The sequence below is a fragment of the Humidesulfovibrio sp. genome (assembly GCF_031082295.1).
Taxonomy (GTDB): domain Bacteria; phylum Desulfobacterota; class Desulfovibrionia; order Desulfovibrionales; family Desulfovibrionaceae; genus Humidesulfovibrio.
The window spans coordinates 56,334-76,271 of record NZ_JAVHLD010000011.1 but is presented as its reverse complement, the minus strand read 5'-3'; the positions used below and the strand labels follow the sequence as shown (position 1 = coordinate 76,271).

Annotated in this window: 19 protein-coding genes; 6 read left to right on the top strand and 13 right to left on the bottom strand. The window is 65.0% G+C overall.

The window, feature by feature from the left end; genetic code table 11:
• Window positions 1-10: 10 nt before the first annotated feature.
• The 6 genes from RDU24_RS08100 to RDU24_RS08075 all read right to left on the bottom strand — a co-directional run bounded on the left by RDU24_RS08100 (window position 11) and on the right by RDU24_RS08075 (window position 8,106).
• Complete coding sequence (locus RDU24_RS08100; protein WP_308735252.1) at window positions 11-2,053, bottom strand: ATP-binding protein; 2,043 nt, start codon at window positions 2,051-2,053, stop codon at window positions 11-13.
• Window positions 2,054-2,065: 12 nt separating this feature from the next.
• On the bottom strand, window positions 2,066-3,034 hold the full coding sequence (locus tag RDU24_RS08095; protein WP_308735251.1) for a phosphate/phosphite/phosphonate ABC transporter substrate-binding protein: 969 nt from the start codon (window positions 3,032-3,034) through the stop codon (window positions 2,066-2,068).
• A 273-nt stretch (window positions 3,035-3,307) separates the two neighbouring features.
• Window positions 3,308-6,547 (bottom strand): PAS domain S-box protein, encoded by a 3,240-nt coding sequence (locus RDU24_RS08090; protein WP_308735250.1) that lies wholly within the window; start codon window positions 6,545-6,547, stop codon window positions 3,308-3,310.
• Between the two features lie 123 nt (window positions 6,548-6,670).
• Window positions 6,671-6,904, bottom strand: a complete 234-nt coding sequence (locus RDU24_RS08085) for a cold shock domain-containing protein (protein ID WP_308735249.1) — start codon at window positions 6,902-6,904, stop codon at window positions 6,671-6,673.
• Between the two features lie 184 nt (window positions 6,905-7,088).
• Window positions 7,089-7,307, bottom strand: coding sequence for a translation initiation factor IF-1 (infA, locus tag RDU24_RS08080; protein WP_089272379.1), 219 nt, complete (start codon window positions 7,305-7,307; stop codon window positions 7,089-7,091).
• Between the two features lie 79 nt (window positions 7,308-7,386).
• Complete coding sequence (locus tag RDU24_RS08075; RefSeq protein WP_308735248.1) at window positions 7,387-8,106, bottom strand: phosphoribosylanthranilate isomerase; 720 nt, start codon at window positions 8,104-8,106, stop codon at window positions 7,387-7,389.
• 74 nt (window positions 8,107-8,180) lie between these two features.
• On the opposite strand from RDU24_RS08075, the gene RDU24_RS08070 reads away from it, so the two are divergent.
• Complete coding sequence (locus RDU24_RS08070; RefSeq protein WP_308735247.1) at window positions 8,181-9,401, top strand: GAF and HD-GYP domain-containing protein; 1,221 nt, start codon at window positions 8,181-8,183, stop codon at window positions 9,399-9,401.
• A gap of 3 nt (window positions 9,402-9,404) precedes the next feature.
• On the opposite strand, the gene RDU24_RS08065 is transcribed toward RDU24_RS08070, so the two are convergent.
• The 4 genes from RDU24_RS08065 to RDU24_RS08050 form a co-directional block, all read right to left on the bottom strand.
• Window positions 9,405-10,277 carry a HesA/MoeB/ThiF family protein gene (locus RDU24_RS08065; protein ID WP_308735246.1) on the bottom strand — a complete coding sequence of 291 codons (873 nt, stop codon included), beginning with the start codon at window positions 10,275-10,277 and terminating at the stop codon, window positions 9,405-9,407.
• A gap of 2 nt (window positions 10,278-10,279) precedes the next feature.
• The gene (locus RDU24_RS08060; RefSeq protein WP_308735245.1) at window positions 10,280-10,507 is read right to left on the bottom strand and encodes a MoaD/ThiS family protein; all 228 of its coding nucleotides are present in this window, start codon (window positions 10,505-10,507) and stop codon (window positions 10,280-10,282) included.
• 60 nt (window positions 10,508-10,567) lie between these two features.
• Complete coding sequence (locus tag RDU24_RS08055) at window positions 10,568-11,866, bottom strand: caspase family protein (RefSeq protein ID WP_308735244.1); 1,299 nt, start codon at window positions 11,864-11,866, stop codon at window positions 10,568-10,570.
• Window positions 11,867-11,961: 95 nt separating this feature from the next.
• Window positions 11,962-13,530 carry an L-lactate permease gene (locus tag RDU24_RS08050; protein WP_308735243.1) on the bottom strand — a complete coding sequence of 523 codons (1,569 nt, stop codon included), beginning with the start codon at window positions 13,528-13,530 and terminating at the stop codon, window positions 11,962-11,964.
• 193 nt (window positions 13,531-13,723) lie between these two features.
• Here RDU24_RS08050 and RDU24_RS08045 point away from each other — a divergent pair, with 193 nt between their 5' ends.
• On the top strand, window positions 13,724-14,218 hold the full coding sequence (locus RDU24_RS08045; RefSeq protein ID WP_308735242.1) for a hypothetical protein: 495 nt from the start codon (window positions 13,724-13,726) through the stop codon (window positions 14,216-14,218).
• A 23-nt stretch (window positions 14,219-14,241) separates the two neighbouring features.
• Here the strand turns inward: RDU24_RS08045 and RDU24_RS08040 are convergent, their stop codons facing one another.
• Genes RDU24_RS08040 through RDU24_RS08030 form a run of 3 tightly spaced genes read right to left on the bottom strand, consistent with a single transcriptional unit; the run spans window position 14,242 to window position 15,964 of the window.
• Entirely contained in the window at window positions 14,242-14,832 is a 591-nt protein-coding gene (locus RDU24_RS08040) for a flavodoxin family protein (RefSeq protein ID WP_308735241.1), read from the bottom strand.
• The gene (locus tag RDU24_RS08035) at window positions 14,829-15,155 is read right to left on the bottom strand and encodes an MTH1187 family thiamine-binding protein (RefSeq protein WP_308735240.1); all 327 of its coding nucleotides are present in this window, start codon (window positions 15,153-15,155) and stop codon (window positions 14,829-14,831) included. The genes RDU24_RS08040 and RDU24_RS08035 overlap by 4 nt, the downstream gene beginning before the upstream one ends.
• Window positions 15,152-15,964, bottom strand: coding sequence for a YkgJ family cysteine cluster protein (locus RDU24_RS08030; RefSeq protein ID WP_308735239.1), 813 nt, complete (start codon window positions 15,962-15,964; stop codon window positions 15,152-15,154). The genes RDU24_RS08035 and RDU24_RS08030 overlap by 4 nt, the downstream gene beginning before the upstream one ends.
• 327 nt (window positions 15,965-16,291) lie before the next feature.
• On the opposite strand from RDU24_RS08030, the gene RDU24_RS08025 reads away from it, so the two are divergent.
• From RDU24_RS08025 to RDU24_RS08010, 4 genes are all read left to right on the top strand, one after another.
• Entirely contained in the window at window positions 16,292-17,275 is a 984-nt protein-coding gene (locus tag RDU24_RS08025; protein WP_308735238.1) for a hydrogenase small subunit, read from the top strand.
• A gap of 68 nt (window positions 17,276-17,343) precedes the next feature.
• Window positions 17,344-19,023, top strand: a complete 1,680-nt coding sequence (locus RDU24_RS08020; RefSeq protein ID WP_308735237.1) for a nickel-dependent hydrogenase large subunit — start codon at window positions 17,344-17,346, stop codon at window positions 19,021-19,023.
• An 81-nt stretch (window positions 19,024-19,104) separates the two neighbouring features.
• Entirely contained in the window at window positions 19,105-19,638 is a 534-nt protein-coding gene (locus tag RDU24_RS08015; RefSeq protein ID WP_308735236.1) for a HyaD/HybD family hydrogenase maturation endopeptidase, read from the top strand.
• Entirely contained in the window at window positions 19,629-19,889 is a 261-nt protein-coding gene (locus RDU24_RS08010; RefSeq protein ID WP_308735235.1) for a HypC/HybG/HupF family hydrogenase formation chaperone, read from the top strand. The genes RDU24_RS08015 and RDU24_RS08010 overlap by 10 nt, the downstream gene beginning before the upstream one ends.
• Window positions 19,890-19,938 lie beyond the last annotated feature (49 nt).

The following is a 19,938-nucleotide window of genomic DNA, read 5'->3' as shown; positions in this document are numbered from 1 at the left end:
CTCCTTTGGGTCAGGCCGGGTCGGGTGTTTGCGAGAGTTGGCCTGCGGGCGGCGCCGAGAGCGGCAGCAGCACGTGGAACACGGTGCCCGGACCGCTTTCGGCGATGTCATCGGTTGTTGCGGGCCGGAACTGCGGCGGGGCAGGACTTTGCACCTCGATGGTGCCCCCGTGGCTCTGCACGATGCCGAACGACACGGACAGGCCCAGGCCCGTGCCCTCGCCCACGCCCTTGGTGCTGAAGAAGGGATCGAAGACCTTGCCCAGGTGCTCCGGGCTGATGCCCGTGCCGGTGTCGGCCACGGACACAGCGAGCACGCCGTCCTGGTCGCGCCGGCGGGAGCTGACGCGGATGGTTCCGCCGTCGGGCATGGCGTCGCGGGCGTTGTTCAGCAGGTTCATCCAGACCTGGCCCAGCTTTTCGCGATCACCGGCGACAGGGGGCAGCCCCTCGTCCAGGTCGAACTCGATGGAGACCTTTTCCAGGCTGAAGGTATGGCGCACCAGCGAGGCCACCTCGCGCACGGACTCGTTCACGTCCATCTCGCCCATGCTCGACTCGTGCTGGCGCGAGAAGCCCAGCAGGTCGGCCACGATCTTGCGGCAGACCTTGGCCTGGCGTTCGATGATGCGCAGGTCCGCGGCCACCTGGCCGTCCTCGGGCACGTCGTCCTGCAGGAGCTGCGCGTAGCCCAGGATGATGCCGAGCGGGGTGTTGATCTCGTGCGCCACGCCGCCCGCCAGCTTGCCCAGCGACTCCATCTTCTGCGACTGCAGCAGCTTCGCCTCGATGTGCTTGACCTCGGTGACGTCGCGCGCGGTCTTGAGCACGCCGCCCACCTGGCCGGAGGCGGCGAGCACCGGCACGTTGACCTCGTGGAACCAGCGCTGGCCCTGGGGCGTGCGCACGCTGACCTCGGCCTGGCCGCCCCGGCCGGACTCGAGAACGGCGCGTGTGTGGGCCTGGCGCTCGGCCACCTGTTCCGGCGGGAAGGCCTCGGCCTCGGTCTGCCCGATGATTTCGCTTTCAGGCCGGTCGAGGAAGGCGGCGAAGGCCCTGTTCACGGCCAGGAAACGGCCCTCCGCGTCCAGCAGGCACACCAGGTCCGGCGTGGCGTCGAGGATGGTCCGCATGAGTTCCTGCTGCTGGCCCAGCGCGCCGATCTGCTTTTTCAGCGTCATGGCCATGATGCCGAAGGTCTCCGCCAGGTCCTGGATTTCGTCGCCCGCGTTCTCGCGGAACACCGGGCAGCGCTCGCAGGTCTTGCGGCCCTGGCTGTCGGCCGGGGCGCAGTCCGGGCAGAGGGTGCCGTGCATGTGCCAGCAGCGGTGCCTGGGCTTGCCGTGGGCCGGGCACTTGGTGCGCCCGCAGTCCATGATCTCCCAGCAGTTTTTCTTGAGGGTGGAGGCGGTCTCGATGTCCAGGTTCCCGCTCACGACCTCCTGGGCGTATTCCTTGAGCAGGTTGATGCGCCGGGCCACGCGCCGGGCGAACATGGAGCTGAGCAGGAGCGCCGCGGCCAGGGCCGCCACCGAAAGCCCCGCGTAGGTCAGCAGCAGGCGGTTGACCTCGGCCTCGGCGCGGGAGCGCGAGAGCCCGAGCCGGGCCGTGCCGAAGCGCCTGTCCGCGATGACCACCGGCACGGCGAAATCGTAGACCAGCTCCGAGCCGGTATCCAGCAGCTGGACGCGCGCGCCGGTGCCGCTTGCTGTGTTGGCGGTCTTGAGCTCCACCGGGAAGCCCTTCTTGAAGGTGTGCGCCAGCACGTCGCCGGACTCGTCGAGCACGAAGGCGTACACGGTGTCGTCGCCCACGCCGGTGAGCTCGTCCACCATGGTCTTCATGCGCAGGAGGTCCTGGGTGAGCATGGCGTCGGCCAGGCGCAGGGACAGGTTCTCCGCCAGGGCCAGGCCGCGCCCGCGCGACTCCGAGATGATGGCCCGGGAGGCCATGCGGCTCACCGGAACCGCTGTCATGAGGGCCACGGCCACGACGATGAGGAAGGTGCCCAGGCTGATTTTCGTCTGGAACTTGAGCCGGGAGATGAGCCGCATGTTCCCGTCCCCCTAGTCCAGTTCGAGTTTGCGCACGAGCTCGCGCACCGGGTCGAAGTCCTGGTCCCTGGCCGGGATGATGCGCTTGAGGCCCGCCGCCTCCAGGATGGCAGCATGTTCCGGGGTGTCCGGGTTGAGCGCGAACATGGCCTGGGCGACCTTCGCCACCACGTGCTCGTCCAGCCCCTTGCGGGCGGCGAACAGCCAGCCTGGGTAGGCCTCGGTGCGCGCGAGGATGCGGATCTGGTCCGGGTCGATGCGGCCCTTGAGCACGTCAAGCGTGCCCTCGCGGATGGAGCCGAAGTCGTATTTTCCGGCCAGCACGGCCAGCACCACGTTCTCCTGCTTGCCGCCCGGGCCGGGCGCGAACGCGATCTCCGCGAAGTCGCGGCGCTTCAGGCCCTGGTCGTAGAAATGCCCCAGGGCGAACAGGAAGCCGCCAGCCGAGTGCGGGTCCACGGCGATCCAGCGCTTGCCCCGGCAGTCGGCCAGGGTCTTGATGGCGCGGTTGTCGCTGCGGCAGATGATCTGGCCGCGGAACTCCGGCCTACCCGTGGCCTCCAGGCTGCGGGCGAAGCAGCGAGCGCCTCCGGTCGAGAGCTTGATGTAGGCGAACGGATTGGAAAACGAGATGTCGATGTCGCCCTGGGCCACCATCTTCATATGCTCGTCGAACGTGTTCGGGAAAACCTGCCGGATGGGCAGGCCCGTGGCCTGGCGCAGGTATTCCACCAGCAGGTGGTGGCGCTTGTAGGACGTGGTGTGCGAGTACTGGGGCAGGTAGGCGTAGGTGATGCCCGCTTCCGGCGTGGGCAGGACGGTCTCCTGGCGCTTGGAAAGGTCCACTCGCCGGGTCGGCTCGTCCTCGGCGCAGGCGGCGCAGCCCAGGCACAGCAACAGGAGGGCGCACAGCGCCAGGGCGGGTCGGAACAAATTCCGCTTTGCCGGGTGTGAAGGCGCTTCCCCTGTGGTCAGACCCATTCCTCCCCCTGATTGCCGGACGCGAAACCCGGCGCACCGCCGACACTGGACACGTCCAGAGGCGCTTGATCTCCACCATAGCACAGGTGCAGCGCCGGGGACAATGGCGCAGCCTCAAAGCCTTCCGCGTGGCGCTTTGTCTTTAACATGCTGTTATGAAATGAAAAAGCTGCATTGCCTTGAGGCTGTGGTGGGCGGCCAGGGTCGACTGTTGCGGATATTGCCGACGCGAACGGGGGAATCGTCTGCTGGTCGGCTCGGCAGGGCCGGGACTTACTGGAGAGAGCGTGTCGCGACCTGGCGCAGGGCGCGCAGCAGTTCGGCCTGCTGCACGGGCTTGGTCACGTGGTCGTTCATGCCCGCGGCCAGGAAGCGTTCCCGGTCGCCGGGCATGGCGTAGGCGGTGAGCGCGATGATGGGAATCTTGGACTTCCCGTTCATGCCCACCAGGCTGCGGATGGCCTTTGTGGCGGCAACGCCGTCCAGCTCCGGCATCTGCACGTCCATGAGGATGCAGTCGAAGTCCCTGTCGCGCAGGGCCTCCAGAGCTTCCAGGCCGTTGTTCACGCTAAGGACCTTGTGCCCCAATTTTTGCAGCGTCAGGGTCGTGGCCATCTGGCTGATGGCCTCGTCCTCCGCCAGCAGGATGCTAAGGGGCCTGAGAATGTCCAGCTCATCCCCTTTGCGCTTGGCCGACCGTGTATGCTCTGCTCCCGGCAACTCAAGTGGCAGGGCCACGGAGATGGTGGTGCCGGCGCCCACCTCGGAGTCCACCAGGATGTTGCCGCGCATCAGGGTCACAATGCGCTTGACCAGGGCCAAGCCTAGCCCTGCGCCCTCGAACGGCCGGGCGAAGGAGGAGTCCACCTGGGTGAAGCGCTGGAAGATGTGCTCAAGCTTGTCATCCGGGATACCGACGCCCGTGTCGGTGATGGTGACGTAGAGCCAGATGGCGCCGGCATTGAGTGTAGAGGGTTGCGACCAGGCGTCGATGTGGACGGAGCCGGCGGGGGTGAACTTGACCGCGTTGCCCACGAGGTTGAACAGGACCTGGTGCAGGCGAGCCTCGTCTCCGAGGAGCTTCCCGGGGACGCTCTCGTGGACGGAGGCGGAAATCTTGAGCCCCTTCTCGCGGCTGGCTAGCAGGTACATGCTCAACACTGACTTGAGCAGATCCCGAACCGAGAAGGGCTGGGTCTTCAGCGTTTCCTGGCCCAGTTCGAGCCTGGAGAAGTCGAGGATGCTGTTCAGGAGGGTCAGCAGCCTGTTCCCGGCCTCAAAAGCCATGCCGGTGTACATCGCCTGCTCTTCCTGGGAGACATGGCCGCGCAGGAGTTGGAGCATGCCGAGCACTCCGTTCAGGGGCGTGCGGATCTCATGGCTCATGTTGGCCAGGAATTCGCTCTTGGCGCGGTTGGCGGCTTCGGCCAGTTCCTTGTTGCGGATGAGTTCGGCCTCATCCTGCTTGCGGTCTGTGATGTCTCTGTTGCTTGATCGCCTGCCAAGCAGCGTGCCGTCCGGCCGGGTGATGTTTCGGCAATAGTGGTTCACCCAGGCCGTGGCGCCGGACCTGTGGACGATGCGGAAGTCGATCTCGCTCGGCTCGCTGCCTTCCTGCTCCATCTGCTGATGGTGCTCCTGCCAGACGTCCTCGTCGTCCGGGTGGATGATCCTGAACAGGAGTTCCGGGTCCGCCATGAATTCGTCGGCGGAATAGCCGGTGACGACCTCGCAGGACGGGGACACCCATATCATCGCGCCGTCGTTGCCGCGCCAGTACTCCCAGTCGTAGGCGAAGTCGGCCACGGTGCGGAACTTCTCCTCGCTCTGCTGGAGCGCCACCTCCGCCCGCTTGCTTGCGGTGATGTCTTGGAAGAGCACCGCGAACATCCCTGGCGAGGGCGAATAGGCCTTGATCTCGTACCAGCATCCGAGAGCTCCTGAGAATTCCTCAAACTCCGCTGGGTTCCCGGTGAGCGCGACCTGGCCGTAGATTTCAATGAAGCGCGGTTTGGTGTCGGGCAGGATTTCCAGAACGGTTCTGCCCACCAGGCTCTCGGCCTTGAGTCCGGTCATGCGCTCGAAGGCCGGGTTGACCTCCAGGAACCGGTAGTCCACAGGCCGTCCGGCTTCGTCGCAAATGATCTCATGCAGCGCAAATCCGTCGTTCATCTCCTCAAAGAGGTTGCGGAACTTCGCCTCGCTCCGGCGCAGGGCCTCCTCGGCCTGCCTGCGCGCGGTGACGTCATGGAGGATGCTCAGAAGGACCTCGCGGTCGTTCACGGTGGTTATGGTGCTTTGTATGGAGACGAGGCGCACCTCGTCCCCGGCGGCAATCACCTGGATGTCACGACCCAGGTCGTTGTCGGTCGGCGCCTGCTTGAAGCTTGCGACGCCTGCGCCCGGATGGGCCTTGGGGTGCAGGGCGCTCTGGTGCAGCCCGAGCAATTCTTCTCTGGCCCGGCCGAAATAGCGCTCCGCCGCCTGGTTGCATTCCACGACGAGGCCCGTTCCCCTGTCCGTCGCCAGCACCGGGTCCTGAATGGCACCGAACAGGTCGCGGTACTTGATGTTGCTGGCCCGCAGGGCTTCACCGGTCCGCCGCCGTTCTTCAAGGGCCACGGCAAGCACCTGCATGGTGGCAAAGACCGTGCCCAGGAAAAGCTGCACGTTTTCCAGGTGCCAGACGCTGTACGCCAGGGGGGCTGCGATTGTGGAATGCGCCCGGAATGTCAGGACGACGGCAATGAGCACCAAGGCCAGGCCGGCCACGCACACCCCGAGCACCCGGAAGCGGAAGGCCAGCCAGATCAGCGGCGGCAACAGCAGGAACTTGTACTCCAGGCGCGAGTGGTCGTGGAAGATCAACGCCGTCGAGCCGAGCACCACGGCCAAAAGAATCAGGAATTCGGCCCAGCGTGCAGCTTGGCGTGGGCGCAGGATGTCGTGCCCATAGCGGTGGAAGGCCACAAGCCCCATGCCCAGAACCATGACGCTGATGCTGTCACAGCTCCACCAGAGAAGCCAGACAAAGGGGGTGAAGCCGACACCAAACACCAGGGACAGCACGGTGGTGCCCACAAGGGCGCCCAGGGCCGGGCCGACAAAGCCGGAGCAGGTCAGCATGACCAGCAGTTCGCGCATGCCCAGGTAGCCTTTGGTTCGCACCGGCACGATGCTGCGCACCAGCCATGCGCCGCTGACGGCCTCCACGGCGTTGGCCAGGGCGAAGCCAAGCGCGGCCTCAACGGGCTTGCCGTTCAGCAGGTCGAAGCACATGTTGGCGGCATAGGCGGCAAGAACCAGGCGGGGCCAGAGGCGTTTTTCGGTGCACAGCAGGGCGGCTGCGAACAGGCCGCTGGGGGGCCAGAATACGACGAAATTGGCGGGCTCGAAGGACAGGAATTTTCCGCCCCAGGCCAAGCAAAAGTACGCCAGGGCGAAAAAAGGCCCCAGATACTTGTCTGGAATGCTCCAGCTTGCTGGCAAAGCGGTTGTTTCAGGCTGTGACATGAGCCGCCCTCTGGTGCCGTGGGAGGAATCCTATTTCCTCCATACACAAGGACAGCAAAAAAAGTCCATACAAGAATTTAAAAATGGACGGGTGTGAGCGCCTGCCCGTCTGGGCGGTCCAGTTCAGGGGCGGCGCAGCGTGGGCCTGACCTGAGGAACTTCCACGTTCACCGCGCGCAAGCCCTGCCCCTCTTCGGCGTAGTCGAAGAGCACTTCCTCCCCGGGGGCGAGGGTCTGGAAGCCATCGCGCTGGATCTCCGCGAAGTGCACGAACACGTCCTGGCCCTCGGCATTGCGCAGGAAGCCGAAGCCCTTGCGCTCGTTGAAGTAGCTGACCACTCCGCGTTGTCTCTGCATGCTGCCCTCCTGGCCGGATGTGGCGCGGCCAAACGGAGCATAGCCCATGCCCCGGCCTGGACGCAATGGCGGGTTAAGGCGGCCAACTCGTTGGGTTCCTCCGAGAGAGTCGGCCGCAAGGAACGCAAAAAGCCCGCCCCATCCAATCGTGGGGGGCGGGCTTGTGCGAACAGGTGCAGGGGGGCTAGCGCAGGCGGAAGGTGATGCGCCCGCGAGTCAGGTCATAGGGCGAGAGTTCGACCTTGACCTTGTCGCCGGGGAGGATGCGGATGTAGTGCTTGCGCATCTTGCCGGAAATGTGGCCCAGGATGCTGTGGCCGTTTTGCAGTTCCACGCGGAACATTGCGTTGGGCAGGGCTTCCTGGATGACGCCCTCGACCTCAATTGCTTCTTCTTTGGACATGCATTCTCCGCAGATTGTCCCGGAACGCATCGGCATAGTTGCCTTTCTGCGCCCATGGGATCATGTAAGGTGCCGCTATTTACGCCGAATCGCGAGCTTTGGCAAGTCCCGTGCCCTGCGCCGAGGCCGCCAGGGCTTTTCTGGCTTCGGCCACAAAGCGGCGCACAAGCGCCTCGTCCTTGTCGCCGGACGCATTCTCAAGCCCGGTGTGCGCGTCCACGCCCGCCGGGCGCACGGCCTCTATGGCGCGGGCGACATTGTCCGGCGTCAGCCCTCCTGCCAGGATGAGCGGCCTTGGGAGCGCCTCGGCCAGCCTGCGGCTGACGGCCCAGTCGTGGGCCTTGCCCGTGGCGCCGCTGGCCCCGCTTGAGGGGTCGAAGGTGTCGGTGAGGAAGGCGTCGACGCATGTGGCGTGCGCCTGGGCTTCGGCCAGCAGGGCGGCCTCGCTGGCGGTTCCCACCACCAGGCTCTTGATGATGAGGAGCGCTGGCGCGGCCTCGCGCAGCCGCAGCGCCTCCGCAAGGGGCATGCGCCCGTGCAGCTGCACTCCGTCGACCCCAAGATAGCGGCACAGCTCCAGGGTTTCGCGGGCATCGGTCAGGTAGGTGATGAGCACGGTTGCCGCAGCCCGGCAAAGCCCCTGCACGATGTCCCTGGCCTCGGCCTCGCTCACGTCGGGCGTGTGCACGGGCAGGCGCAGGGGCAGCCCCACGTGCGTCACGCCGCAGGCGGCGAGCATCCGCGCTTCGGCCAGGCTCTTCACTCCGGCCGCCTGGATCAAGTTTTGCGTATTTGTCAAGGCAGCCTCTGGATTTTTCTCTTGGAGGGGAGTAGGAATATTCCGCAATTGGACACGCAACCCCCGGAGCGCCTGTGGAATGCACTGACCGCCAGCCTTATGACATCATCCGAGACATACTTACAGTCATCGAGGAACTCAACACCCTCAAGGACGTGGACGCCATCCTGGACCGGGTCCTGGGCGAGGCCCGGGGCATGACCAACGCCGACGCCGGCTCCATCTTCCTGGTCGAGGGCGAAAACCTCCGCTTCAGCTATGTGCACAACGACACCCTGTTCAGGGGCGCGGACGCGAGCAAGCACCTCTACACCAACTTTGCCGTGCCCATCAACGAGAAGTCCATCGTGGGCTATGCGGCTATGACCGGGGAGTCCCTGGTCATCGACGACGCCTACGCCCTCACCGGAGCGGAGCCCTATACCTTCAATAAAAAGTTCGACGAGGACACCGGCTACCGCACGCATTCCATGCTGACCATTCCGCTCAAGACCTTTCAGGACAAGATCGTGGGCGTCATGCAGCTCATCAACGCGCGCGACTGCAACAACGTGTATCGGCCCTTCAACAAGGACGACATCCAGTATGCGCCGCTGTTCGCCAACTCGGCCTCGGTGACCATCGAGCGAGGCATCATGACCCGCGAGATCATGCTGCGCATGATGAAAATGGCCGAGATGCGCGACCCCAAGGAAACCGGCCCCCACGTCCAGCGCGTGGGCGCGTATTCGGCGGAAATCTACCAGCGCTGGGCGAAGAAGAAGGGGCTGCCCGAGGATGTCATCCGCCGCAACAAGGACGTCCTGCGCCTGGCGGCCATGCTCCACGACGTGGGCAAGGTCGGCATCAGCGACACCATCCTGAAGAAACCGGGGCGCTTCGAGCCGCACGAGGCGGCCATCATGAAGTGGCACGCGGTTTACGGGGCAGCGCTGTTCGCCAACACCACCTCGGAGCTGGACAAGGTCTGCAGCGCCATCGCCCTGGGCCACCACGAGCGCTGGGACGGCAAGGGCTATCCCGGCAGGCTCCCGGCCAACCTGGGCGAGGCCCGCGAGCTCTGCCTCGAATCCATCAGCGGAGAGGACATCCCCATCGAGGCGCGCATCACGGCCCTGGCGGATGTCTACGACGCGCTCATCTCGACCCGCGTCTACAAGGATGCCTGGCCGGAGGAGCAGGTGGTGGAGGAGATCATGAACGGCCGGGGAACCCAGTTCGACCCGGACGTGGTGGATGTCTTCGCGGAGATCCAGGACGTTCTGCGGGCCATCCGGGCCAAGTTCCAGGGGTAGGGGCTACAGGCTCACCCGCTCGAAACTCATTCCTTCCAGGTCGAAGACGAGCATGGCTCCGGCCAGTCTCGGCTCGCGCCCGCAGAGAATGTTCAGCACTTCTGCCGTCATGAGCGCCGCAGCCGTCGCCACCGCCGGGGCCGGTGTGCCGAGGGTGTTCTCCGCGGCCTCGCTGTCGGCGCCGAAGATGTCCGACGGCCCCTTGGCGCCGGGCAGCACCGTGGCCACATAGCCCGCCTGGCCCGCCACGGCCGCCGTCACCAGCGGGATGCCGGCCTTGGCCGCCTGGCGCAGCAGCGCTGGCCGGTCGCGCAGGCCGCCCAGGGCATCCACCGCGAGGCTCGCGCCCATCAGGAAACGTTCCATGAGCCCCTCGTCGAGAAAGGCCGCCACAGGCTCGAAATCCACCGCCGGGTTGATCAGGTGCACGCGCGCGGCCGCGGCCGCGGCCTTGTAGCCGTTGAGGCTGCGCCGGGTGCAGAGGAGCTGGCGGTTCAGGTTGGAGGGCTGGAACTCGTCGCCGTCGGCGGCGCAGATGCTGCCCACGCCGGAGCGCGCCAGTATCTCCAGGGCGTGTCCGCCCAGGCCGCCCAGGCCCACCATGGCCACGCGGGACTTGAGCATGCGGATCTGCTCGGCAAAGCTGTAGGTGGTGCTGTTGCGCAGGTAGCGCTCGGGGATGATGCCGAGTTCCAGCGCGGCCAACTCCACGTTGAGCATGGCCTTGCTGCGCGGCTTGGCCTTGCCGCGGCCCAGGGAGCGGGCAAGGTCCAGCACGGCGAAGTAGGGCAGCACCCTGCACTGGCCGCCATCGGACCGGGCGTCCGGGCGCGACAGGGCGCGGATGTTTTCGTCCAGAGTGAGCGACAGCGGCATGGCTAGCCTCCTCCCACGGCGGGGAACAGGCCAACGCGGTCGCCGTCGGCCAGGGGCGCGTCAAGCTCGACGTGCGCGCCGTTGATGAACACAAGCTTGAGGTCCGCGGACGGGATGCCCAGGCGCTTGACGAGATCGGCCACGGTTTCGCCGGGGGTGATGGCGAAGGCCTCGGCATCGGGCGGGGTGAACCGCGAGAGCGTGGCGAAGCATTTGATGGTGACGTGCATGGTTTTGCCTCTACGCCGATGCCCGGTGCCGGTCAATGGCGCATCGAAAAACGCGTGGGGTCAGGGATGGCATTTGCCTACCCAGGCGCCGCCCTTGCCGAAGAGGCCGGTCTCAGACCACGTCCCGGAGAAGCTCATGCCGTCCACGGAGCGGGTCAGCCTGACCGGCCCGGTGCCGGTCACCCTGCCTGAGGCCAGGTCGGTCTCCACCCATTCGCCGGTGATGACGCCCCCGGAAATTGATCCGCGCAGCTCTCCGTGGCGGTTGTTGTAGCCGTAGACGGCGGAGGCCCTGTCGCCTTCAAGGCTGACCACCATCTCTCCATACGTGGTGGTCCACTTTCCGGCAAACGAGTCCGGGCAGGTGAGCGCCGCCCCCGGCTGTCGCGCGTCCTGCCCCCTGCCCAGCTGCTTGAGCCGGATGCGCGCCGCAGGTGCGAGTTCGCTCTCGGGGAACTGTGCCAAAAAAGCCTGCACGTCTGCTGGGTTAGGGCTGTTCTTCACGGTGTCCCAGAAGGCCTGCTCCGCTGCGGCGTGGCTGCCGCCGGTCGCCTTGGGGGCATTCGTGGCCTGTGGCGCGAGCGTCGAAGGCGCGCCACACTGGCCGGTCAGGCAGAACACGCCGCGCAGGTTGTCCGATTTCCAGGGCGACTGCTCCCCGGCCGTGGCCTGTTCAACCTCAGCGCCAACCTGCATGAACACGTCCTCGATGCGCAGGCCGGGAGCCCGGATGGCCTTGGCCAAAGCCGAGGTGAAGGGGCTGTTCCTTCCCTTGCCGTCAGCGGCGGTCTTGCCCGGAGCCGTGGAGTAGGCGACCAGCGTGCCCTTGGGCGCCATGACCGAGGCCAGGCCCGGCGTCACGGCGCGCAGGCCGCGACCGGCGAAGGGATTGTTGCGGCAGGCGTCGAGGATGATCACGTTCACGCTGGTGTTGGAACTGGCCATTTCGTCGAGGATGTAGTCCGTGTCGACAAGCTCATATTTGATGTGGGTCTTGGCCGCCACGTCCGCGCCCACGGGGATGAGGTAGTTCTTGCCGTCGACCTGCACCCCGTGGCCGGCGTAATAAAACAGGCCGACACCGCCCCCCCGGATCAACTCGCCAAAGCGGCGCACGGCCTGCTCCATCTCGGTCTTCCCCGCGATGTCAGTGAGGGCGCGCCCGTTGACCAACTCGAAGCCTATGGCCTTGAGAGACTCGGCCATGAGCCGGGCGTCGTTCACAGGATTGGCCAGGGGGGGCGCGTGCTTGTAGGCTCCGTTTCCAATGACCAGAGCGACCTTGCGCTCCGCCTGGGCCGGTGCAGCCAGAAAGAGCAGCAACAGGGCGAGAGAAAGCATGGGAAGGATGCGGTTCATGTGGACCCTCCTGGTGTTTTCTTCCTATCAGATCGACTTGAAACAGCAAGGGGGCCGAAGGCTTGCGCCTCCGGCCCCCTGTGCGCGGTGCTCGCTTAGGCGGAGTAGAAGACGAAGAACATGGTCATGACGGACACCACGGCGGTGATGGCCATGGAGATGATGAAGGCCGGGCGGATGGCCACCTGGGCCTCGCGGATCTTGTCGATGCTGGAGGCCGCGGTCTGGAGCTTGGCCGGGGAGATGACGCTGGCCAGGCCGCCGCCGATGCCGCTGGCGGCCGCGATGATCATGCCGCCCGTGACGCCCACCCCGATGCGCTCCGCCGTGGACAGGTGCAGCTTGGTCAGCATGGCGATGGAGGAGGTCTCCGAGCCGCTGATGAAGCCGCCCAGCAGGCCCAGGTAGGGCGCGAAGGCCGCGTAGAACTTGCCGAAGGTCAGGGCCGAGGCGTCGGCCATGACGTAGATCATGTTGTGGGTCGGCTCGACGAGCTTCCAGTCCGCGCCCTTGCCGGAATGGTTCATGATGTAGGCGATGGCGAAAAACACCGAGGCCGACAGGATGGGCCGGAAGGCGCGGCGGCCGGAGGTCGCCAGGCCGCGCTTCACCTGCTCGGGCGTGGCGCGCATGATGGGCAGGGCCAGGAAGGTGCAGATCACCACCCAGGTGTATGCCTGCCAGAGCAGGCGCAGCTTCTCCGGGCTGCCGGGGATGATCTCGACCGGCATGGCCCACTGCTTGAAGGTCAGGTCGAAGAAGGGCAGGCCCGGCGCGTTCAGCACCAGGGAGAAGATGGTCAGGAGGATCCAGGGCGAGGTGGCGCGCAAGAGGCTCAGGCGCTCCTCGGCGGCCAGGTCGCCCGCGTTCAGCAGGCTGCGGTCCTGCAGCTGCTTGCCGGTGAGCTTCACGTAGATGACCAGCATGACGATGACGCCTAAGCCCGCCGCGATGCCGGTGATGGTGACCAGGCCCACCTTGGCCATGAGGATGGCGATGACGCCCGCGGTGACGCCAGCGATGCACGCCGGGATGAAGCCTTTCTTGACCAGGGCCGTGCCGCCGGTGACCTGGAGCATGCCCAGCGCGATGCAGGTGCTGATGACGGGCATGTACATGGCGAAGTATCCGCCGATCTCGTTCACCGGGCGGCCAACGAACTGGGCGTAGACCACCGCCGGGATGCCGAGCAGGGCATAGGTGCACAAGGCGTCGTAGCCGATGGCGGGGAGAAGGATCGCGGTCATGGTGGAGTAGCCGAGCGCGATCATGATGGGCGGCAGGATGGACACGGTGACCGCGCCCAGGCTGGTGAGCAGGATGCCGAAGCCCACGTTGATGATCATGATCTGCACGGTCTGCTGGCCGGGCGCGATGGTTTTCATGAGCGCCACCACGCGGGCAACGGCGCCGGTCTCCTGCATCAGCGTGATCTGCAGGATGCTGGCGGCCATGACGAGGGCGATGGGCAGAGAGGCCACGATGCCAGCCGCCGAGGCGGTGAGCACCACCTCAACCGGGGTTTGGAAATACAGCCAGGCGACAACCGCGGCCAGGACCCAGCCGATGAAGCCCGCCGTGTCCGCCGCCACCCGGTACACCAGAAGCAGGAGGAAAATGGCTATGACCGGAAAAAAAGCCAGGAAAACCGATAGAAAGTCCATGTTGATCCTCCAGCCCCTTGGGGAATGTGCGTGCGGACGGCCAGCCCTTGGCCTGATACTGCGACGCCGCAGTCTTATTGATTCTCACGTTTGAAAGCAAGCCCCCACTTACTCGTCGGGAGGAATTCCGGCGCGGATATCCGTCTCGCTGATGTTCCATTGATTTTGTCCGGGCACTGTGCAAGGGTGGAGCATGCAACGCATCCACCTGCTCCCGCTCGCCCTTTTGCTGTCGCTCTCGGTCTGCCTGGCCGGGTGCGGCGACCCCGTCGAACATGTGCGCCAGGCGCGCATCTCGCCGGACCCGTCCATGACCGTGGCCGAGGCTTTGGAAAAGTATCCCTATTTCACCAAGGTCCAGTGGTCCAGCTTTGAGGATAAGGACGGCAAGCTCATGGTGCAGGCCGAGTGCGACATCGACGTGGCCGCCAACTGCCGCACCGTGAGCGAAACCAGCCTGGCCGCGGCCACGCGCGACGTGCGGCGCGACTATCTCCAGGCCCGCTTCGTGGTGGAGGGCTTCCCCCGCAAGGTGCGCGCCATGGAGGCCGCCCACGTCACGGTCTGCTCCAACGGCAAACCGTTGCGCTTGGCCGATCCAAAGTACCTGCGCGCCATCTACTCGCGCGAGCTGGTGCGCTTCTTCTGCCTGGAGGGCCTCAACTGCCCGCCCGGCCCCGCCAAATAGTCGGCAAGACCCCGGAACCCCGGTTATTTTTCCGCTGCGGCCAACTCGCGGCCAAGGCTTCGCGCTTCCTCCAGCACCTCTGGACGGGCGGCCGCGTCGCCTTGGTGGTAGACGGAGCAGGCGCGCAGCAGGTGGCTTTTGGTGAAGCCCTGCCAGTTGAGCAGGTATTGGTAGCGCGGGAAGATGTCCGTGAACAGATCCTCCCGGGGGTGTCCCTGGGCGATGACGAAGACCAGGGTCTTGCCCGAGGCGAGCCGCGAGCGCTCTCCGCGCGGCAGGTGCTGGTAGCCGCCCTTGAGGTAGGCGAAGGTGCGGTCGATGAACCCCTTGAGCTGGGCCGTGACCTCCCCGAAATACACCGGCGTGGCCAGCACGAGCACGTCGCAGCCGCGCACGGCCTCCAGCACGGGGGTCAGGTCGTCGTCGAGCACGCAGGCCTCCGCGTCCTTCTTGCAGGCCAGGCAGCCCTGGCAGCCCCGGTAGGTCAGCTTGTTGAGGACAAAGGCCTGGACCTCCGCCCCGGCAGCCTCTGCGGCCTCGCACAAGGCCTGGGCCATCACGGCGCTGTTGCCTTTTGGCCGGGGGCTGCCCAGCAGACAGACGATCTTCTTCACGGTTGCACCTCCACCTTCGCGCCAGCTTCAGCCAGGGCGCGTTCCACGCTCTCGGTCTTGGCGCTCATGCCATGCTCGCGCCCGCGCCGCCAGTCGGCCTTCAGCGTCAGGTAGACGCGGTCCGACTCCTCGGCCATGGCCTGGAAGCATTTGTCCACCACGGCCATGACCTCGTCCCATTCGCCTTCGATGCAGGTGCCCATGGGGGTGAGCTGGCAGGCCAGCCCGCTTTCGCGGATGATCCTGACGGCCCGGGCCACATGCGCCCCGACGCTTTGGCCCTTGTCCATGGGGAATAGCGAGAGTTCAGCGATGACGCTCATGCGCGCTCCATTATTATATGGTGTGTGTCTTTGCGTGGATAATATGTGGTCGCGAAGTCCAGATATCGCGTCAGCATTCGCTCCGGCTCCAGCACCGGGAAGGCGCGAAGGCTCAGGTGCGTCTCGCGAAGCAGGCAGAAGATGAGCGGCAGCAGCCGGGTTTGCTGGGCCAACTCGCCGTCGAAGGCCGCCGCCGCGCCAGCCAGGTCCAGGGATGGCAGCACCTTGACGAGGGCCGTCTGCGGGCCGAAGGGCGTGCGGCAATTCTGGGGCGGCGAGCTCATGGCGTACTGGCGGCAGACAAGCGGGCGCTCCGCGTAGATGCCGCAGGCCTGTTCCTCCAGAAACGGGCAGGGGATGCCGAGTTCCCAGTAGGCGGCCTGCATTTCGGCCTGGGCGATGTGATCGCTGGCCGTGCGGGTGAAGACGGCGTAGAGCCGTGGCAAAAGTCCCGCGGCCTCGACACGGTCAAGTCCGGCCTGGAAGCGCGAGCGGATGTCGGCCTGCCGGGCCTCGGGCAGGGCGGCCAGTGTGCGCAGCAGGCCGAGCGCCTCGGCCTCGCCCAGCATCACCAGGTGTCGGCAGCAGGTGTCGCAGCCAAGGCCGCAGGTTGCGGGCCGCCCCATGCGGGCCACGGTCTGCAGGGCGTCGTCCTGGAGGGCGTCGGCTATGCTGCGGACGGCAGGCATGATGCCGACAAAAGTCGTGGCAGTCGCGGGCAGTTCGACCGGAACGACGAGAGGATCGGCATGCGCGCGTTCGAGTTTGATGGTGATTTTTCGCAAAGGCAGCGGGGCATGGGTGTTCATGTTCCCTCCTCGTCAACTATCGCCGAAGCAGGGTGCAATGGTCAATATGAGCTGAGATCTATGTAGATGGTATGGAAAGTCGAGGTGTTATGTCTTGTGCCAATTCTTTGTATGGAGAATGCGTTGTGGTTTTTTTGTGTTCCCCCCTTGCCATTGTCTTTGGACCCGTGTATTGGCTACCACAGCTAACCCACTGTTTCGCTTGCTATTTTTTACAGGATTCGTATGGCAAGTGTGGCACGGTTCAGCGAAATGTGTCACACAGGAATAAAGGTAAGAGTTTACAAGGCGTTCCTGTCACGTATCATTATAATCTGGAGGTGTTGTATGAAGATTTCCGTAGGACATGGCTTGGCCGACGCCGAAAAGCGCCTTGAAGAGCGTGGCGTCTCCCGCCGCGACTTCATGAAATTCTGCGGCGTCATCGCGGCAGCCATGGGTATGGGGCCGGCGTATGCCACTGAAGTCGCGGCCGCCATGACCGCCGACAATCGCCCGTCGGTGATTTGGCTCCACAACGCAGAGTGCACGGGCTGCTCCGAGTCCATCCTGCGCACTGCCGCTCCCTACATTGACACGCTGATCCTCGACGTCATCTCCCTGGAATACCAGGAGACCATCATGGCCGCCGCTGGCGAGATGGCTGAGAAGGCCCTGCACGACGCCATGAAGAAGCCCTACCTGGTGGTTGTCGAGGGCGGCATCCCCATGAAGGACAACGGCATCTACGGCAAGGTCGGCGGTCACACCATGATCGACATCACCAAGAAGGTCCTGGGCAACGCCAACTGCAAGGGCACCATCGCCTACGGCACCTGCGCCGCTTACGGCGGCGTGCAGGCCGCCAAGCCGAACCCGACCGACGCCAAGGGCGTGAAGGCCGTGTTCCCCAAGAACCTGGTCATCAACGTTCCCGGCTGCCCGCCCAACCCGTACAACCTGGTCGGCACCGTGGTCGCGGCCATCGCCACCGTCACCAAGGGCGCCCCGCTGCCCGCGCTTGACGGCGACCTGCGCCCCACCGTGTTCTTCGGCGAGACCGTGCACGACAAGTGCGAGCGTCAGCCCTTCTTCGAGAAGGAGCAGTTCGCCATGTCCTTCGATTCCAAGGAAGCCAAGCAGGGCTGGTGCCTGTACAAGCTCGGCTGCAAGGGCCCTTCCACCTACAACAACTGCCCGACCAAGAAGTTCAATCCCCTGGACAAGGGCGTCGGCGTGAACTGGCCTGTTCAGGCTGGTCACCCCTGCATCGGCTGCAGCGAGCCCAATTTCTGGGATAAGATGAGCCCGTTCTACGAGATGGAGAAATAGGCTCGGTCGTTATTTCTTGGAATTGTCAGCCTACTTGCTGCACCTAATCATTTAAGGAGGACTTAGATATGGCGCCCAAAACGCCCCAGAGCAACTTCTCCGGCCCGGTCGTCGTCGACCCGGTCACTCGTATTGAAGGCCACCTGCGCATCGACGCCACCGTCGAGAACGGCAAGATCGTCGATGTCCGCAGCAGCTCCCAGCTGTTCCGCGGCCTGGAAATCATCCTGAAGGGCCGCGACCCCCGCGACGCCCAGCACTTCACCCAGCGCGCCTGCGGCGTCTGCACCTACGTGCACGCCCTGGCCTCCACCCGCGCGGTCGACAACGCCGTCAAGGTGAAAATCCCGAAGAACGCCACCATCATGCGCAACCTGACCATGGGTTCGCAGTTCCTGCACGACCACATCGTGCACTTCTATCACCTGCACGCCCTTGACTGGGTCAACGTGGCCAACGCCCTGCAGGCCGACCCCGCCAAGACCGCCGCGCTGTCCAACAGCCTCTCCGCGGGCCGCAAAGAGACCGCTGACCAGTTCAAGGCCGTCCAGACCAAGGTGAAGGCCCTGGTCGACTCCGGCAAACTCGGCATCTTCACCAACGCCTACTTCCTGGGCGAGAAGAAGAACGAAGCCTACTACCTGCCCGCCGAGGCCGACCTCATGGCCGTGAAGCACTACCTTGACGCCCTGCACATGCAGGTCAAGGCCGCCCGCGCCATGGCGATCTTCGGTGCCAAGAACCCGCACACCCAGTTCACCGTCGTCGGCGGCGTCACCAACTACGACGCCCTGAAGGCCGACCGCATCGCCGAGTACAAGGCCCTGACCGACGAAGTCATCGCCTTCATCAAAGACTTCTACATTCCGGACCTGCTCGCCGTGGCCAGCTTCTACAAAGACTGGGCCGGCATCGGTGGCACCTCGAACTTCATCAGCTTCGGCGAGTTCCCGACCGACGAGTACAACCTGGATTCCCGCTTCTTCGCCCCCGGCGTCATCATGAAGCGCGACATCGCCAAGGTCGCCTCCATGGACCCGAAGAAGATCGAAGAGCACGTCAAGCACAGCTGGTACGTGGGCGATAAGGCTCACCACCCGTTCCACGGCGTCACCGAGCCCAAGTACACCAAGCTTGAGGACAAGGACCGCTACTCCTGGATGAAGGCTCCCCGCTACAGCGGCGAAGCCATGGAAACCGGCCCCCTTGCCACCGTCCTGGTCGCCTTCGCCAAGGGCCACAAGCCCACGGTCGACGCGGTCAAGTTCGTGCTCGACTACCTGAAGGTTGACGCCTCCGCCCTGTTCTCGACCCTGGGCCGCACCGCCGCCCGCGGCATCGAGTGCCTGGTCATCGCCAACCAGATGCAGACCTGGCTCGACGCCCTGGTCGGCAACGTGAAGGGTGGCGACACCGAGCTGTACACCCCGTGGAAGATGCCCAACGAGGCCGAAGGCGTTGGCTTCGTGCAGGCCCCCCGCGGCGCTCTGTCCCACTGGATCAAGATCAAGAAGGGCAAGATCGAGAACTTCCAGCTCGTCGTGCCTTCCACCTGGAGCCTTGGCCCCCGCTGCGCCGCTGGCAAGCTGGGTCCCGTTGAAGAGGCCCTCATGGGCACCCCGATCTTCGATCCGCATCGTCCGGTCGAGATCCTGCGCACGGTCCACAGCTTCGACCCCTGCATCGCCTGCGGCGTGCACGTGCTCGACGCCAAGACCGGCAAGACCAGCAGCTTCAAGGTGCTGTAAGCCTTAAGGACCATTGAGTGGACGGGAATCCGGGCAACCGGGTTCCCGTCCCTTTTTCACTTCAAAGAGCAAAGAGGCCGCATGACTGACTCGCAAAAACGCATCCTGGTCCTTGGCGTGGGCAATATCCTTTTCACCGATGAAGGCATCGGTGTCGCTGCGGCGGACGAGATCAACCGCCTCTACGACCTGTCCGACAACGTCACCGTCATGGACGGCGGCACCCTTGGCACCCGCCTCATGGACCCCATCATGAACTGCGAACTGCTCATCGTGGTCGACGCCGTGCTGGGCGATGGCGAGCCCGGAAGCATCTACCGCCTCACCGGAGAGGACCTGCGCAAGAGCCTTGCCTTCAAGGATTCCATGCACCAGACAGACCTTGTGGATACGCTCATCATGTGCGAGATTGTGGGCAACAGACCCGAGGCCGTCATCATCGGCATGGAGCCCTTCGATTACCACACCATGAATGTGGGGCTTTCGGAGGTGGCGAAACAGCGCCAGGAGCCGCTTATCGGCTTCGTGCTGGAGGAGATCGTCAAGGCCGGTGGCACATACAGCCTCAAGGCCAACCCCGGGTCGATCACACAGGAGAGAGAACCATGTGCCTAGCAGTCCCCGCTGAGATCATCGAAATTTCTGACGACGTGGCCACCTGCCGCGTGGGCGAAGGCGACACCACCGTCACCGCCTCGCTCATGATTCTGGACGAAGAGGTCGCCCTTGGCGATTTCCTCATCATCCACGCCGGGTTCGCCATCCGCAAGCTGCACCCCGAAGAGGCGCGCGAGACCCTCAAGGTGCTGCGCGACGTCATGGCCGCCGCCGAAGAGGCCGGGATCGTTCAGGATCGCGTGGTCTAGCGCCGCGCCCGCAACGAGCCCAAAAAAGGGGCCATGCCGCGACTGTCCG

What these genes read in the sequence shown, in the direction of transcription:
- RDU24_RS08100 (WP_308735252.1), bottom strand. Translation starts at nt 2,053, where the DNA reads ATGCGGCTCATCTCCCGGCTCAAGTTCCAGACGAAAATCAGCCTGGGC.
- RDU24_RS08095 (WP_308735251.1), bottom strand. Translation starts at nt 3,034, where the DNA reads ATGGGTCTGACCACAGGGGAAGCGCCTTCACACCCGGCAAAGCGGAAT.
- RDU24_RS08090 (WP_308735250.1), bottom strand. Translation starts at nt 6,547, where the DNA reads ATGTCACAGCCTGAAACAACCGCTTTGCCAGCAAGCTGGAGCATTCCA.
- RDU24_RS08085 (WP_308735249.1), bottom strand. Translation starts at nt 6,904, where the DNA reads ATGCAGAGACAACGCGGAGTGGTCAGCTACTTCAACGAGCGCAAGGGC.
- infA (WP_089272379.1), bottom strand. Translation starts at nt 7,307, where the DNA reads ATGTCCAAAGAAGAAGCAATTGAGGTCGAGGGCGTCATCCAGGAAGCC.
- RDU24_RS08065 (WP_308735246.1), bottom strand. Translation starts at nt 10,277, where the DNA reads ATGCCGCTGTCGCTCACTCTGGACGAAAACATCCGCGCCCTGTCGCGC.
- RDU24_RS08060 (WP_308735245.1), bottom strand. Translation starts at nt 10,507, where the DNA reads ATGCACGTCACCATCAAATGCTTCGCCACGCTCTCGCGGTTCACCCCG.
- RDU24_RS08055 (WP_308735244.1), bottom strand. Translation starts at nt 11,866, where the DNA reads ATGAACCGCATCCTTCCCATGCTTTCTCTCGCCCTGTTGCTGCTCTTT.
- RDU24_RS08050 (WP_308735243.1), bottom strand. Translation starts at nt 13,530, where the DNA reads ATGGACTTTCTATCGGTTTTCCTGGCTTTTTTTCCGGTCATAGCCATT.
- RDU24_RS08045 (WP_308735242.1), top strand. Translation starts at nt 13,724, where the DNA reads ATGCAACGCATCCACCTGCTCCCGCTCGCCCTTTTGCTGTCGCTCTCG.
- RDU24_RS08035 (WP_308735240.1), bottom strand. Translation starts at nt 15,155, where the DNA reads ATGAGCGTCATCGCTGAACTCTCGCTATTCCCCATGGACAAGGGCCAA.
- RDU24_RS08030 (WP_308735239.1), bottom strand. Translation starts at nt 15,964, where the DNA reads ATGAACACCCATGCCCCGCTGCCTTTGCGAAAAATCACCATCAAACTC.
- RDU24_RS08025 (WP_308735238.1), top strand. Translation starts at nt 16,292, where the DNA reads ATGAAGATTTCCGTAGGACATGGCTTGGCCGACGCCGAAAAGCGCCTT.
- RDU24_RS08020 (WP_308735237.1), top strand. Translation starts at nt 17,344, where the DNA reads ATGGCGCCCAAAACGCCCCAGAGCAACTTCTCCGGCCCGGTCGTCGTC.
- RDU24_RS08015 (WP_308735236.1), top strand. Translation starts at nt 19,105, where the DNA reads ATGACTGACTCGCAAAAACGCATCCTGGTCCTTGGCGTGGGCAATATC.
- RDU24_RS08010 (WP_308735235.1), top strand. Translation starts at nt 19,629, where the DNA reads ATGTGCCTAGCAGTCCCCGCTGAGATCATCGAAATTTCTGACGACGTG.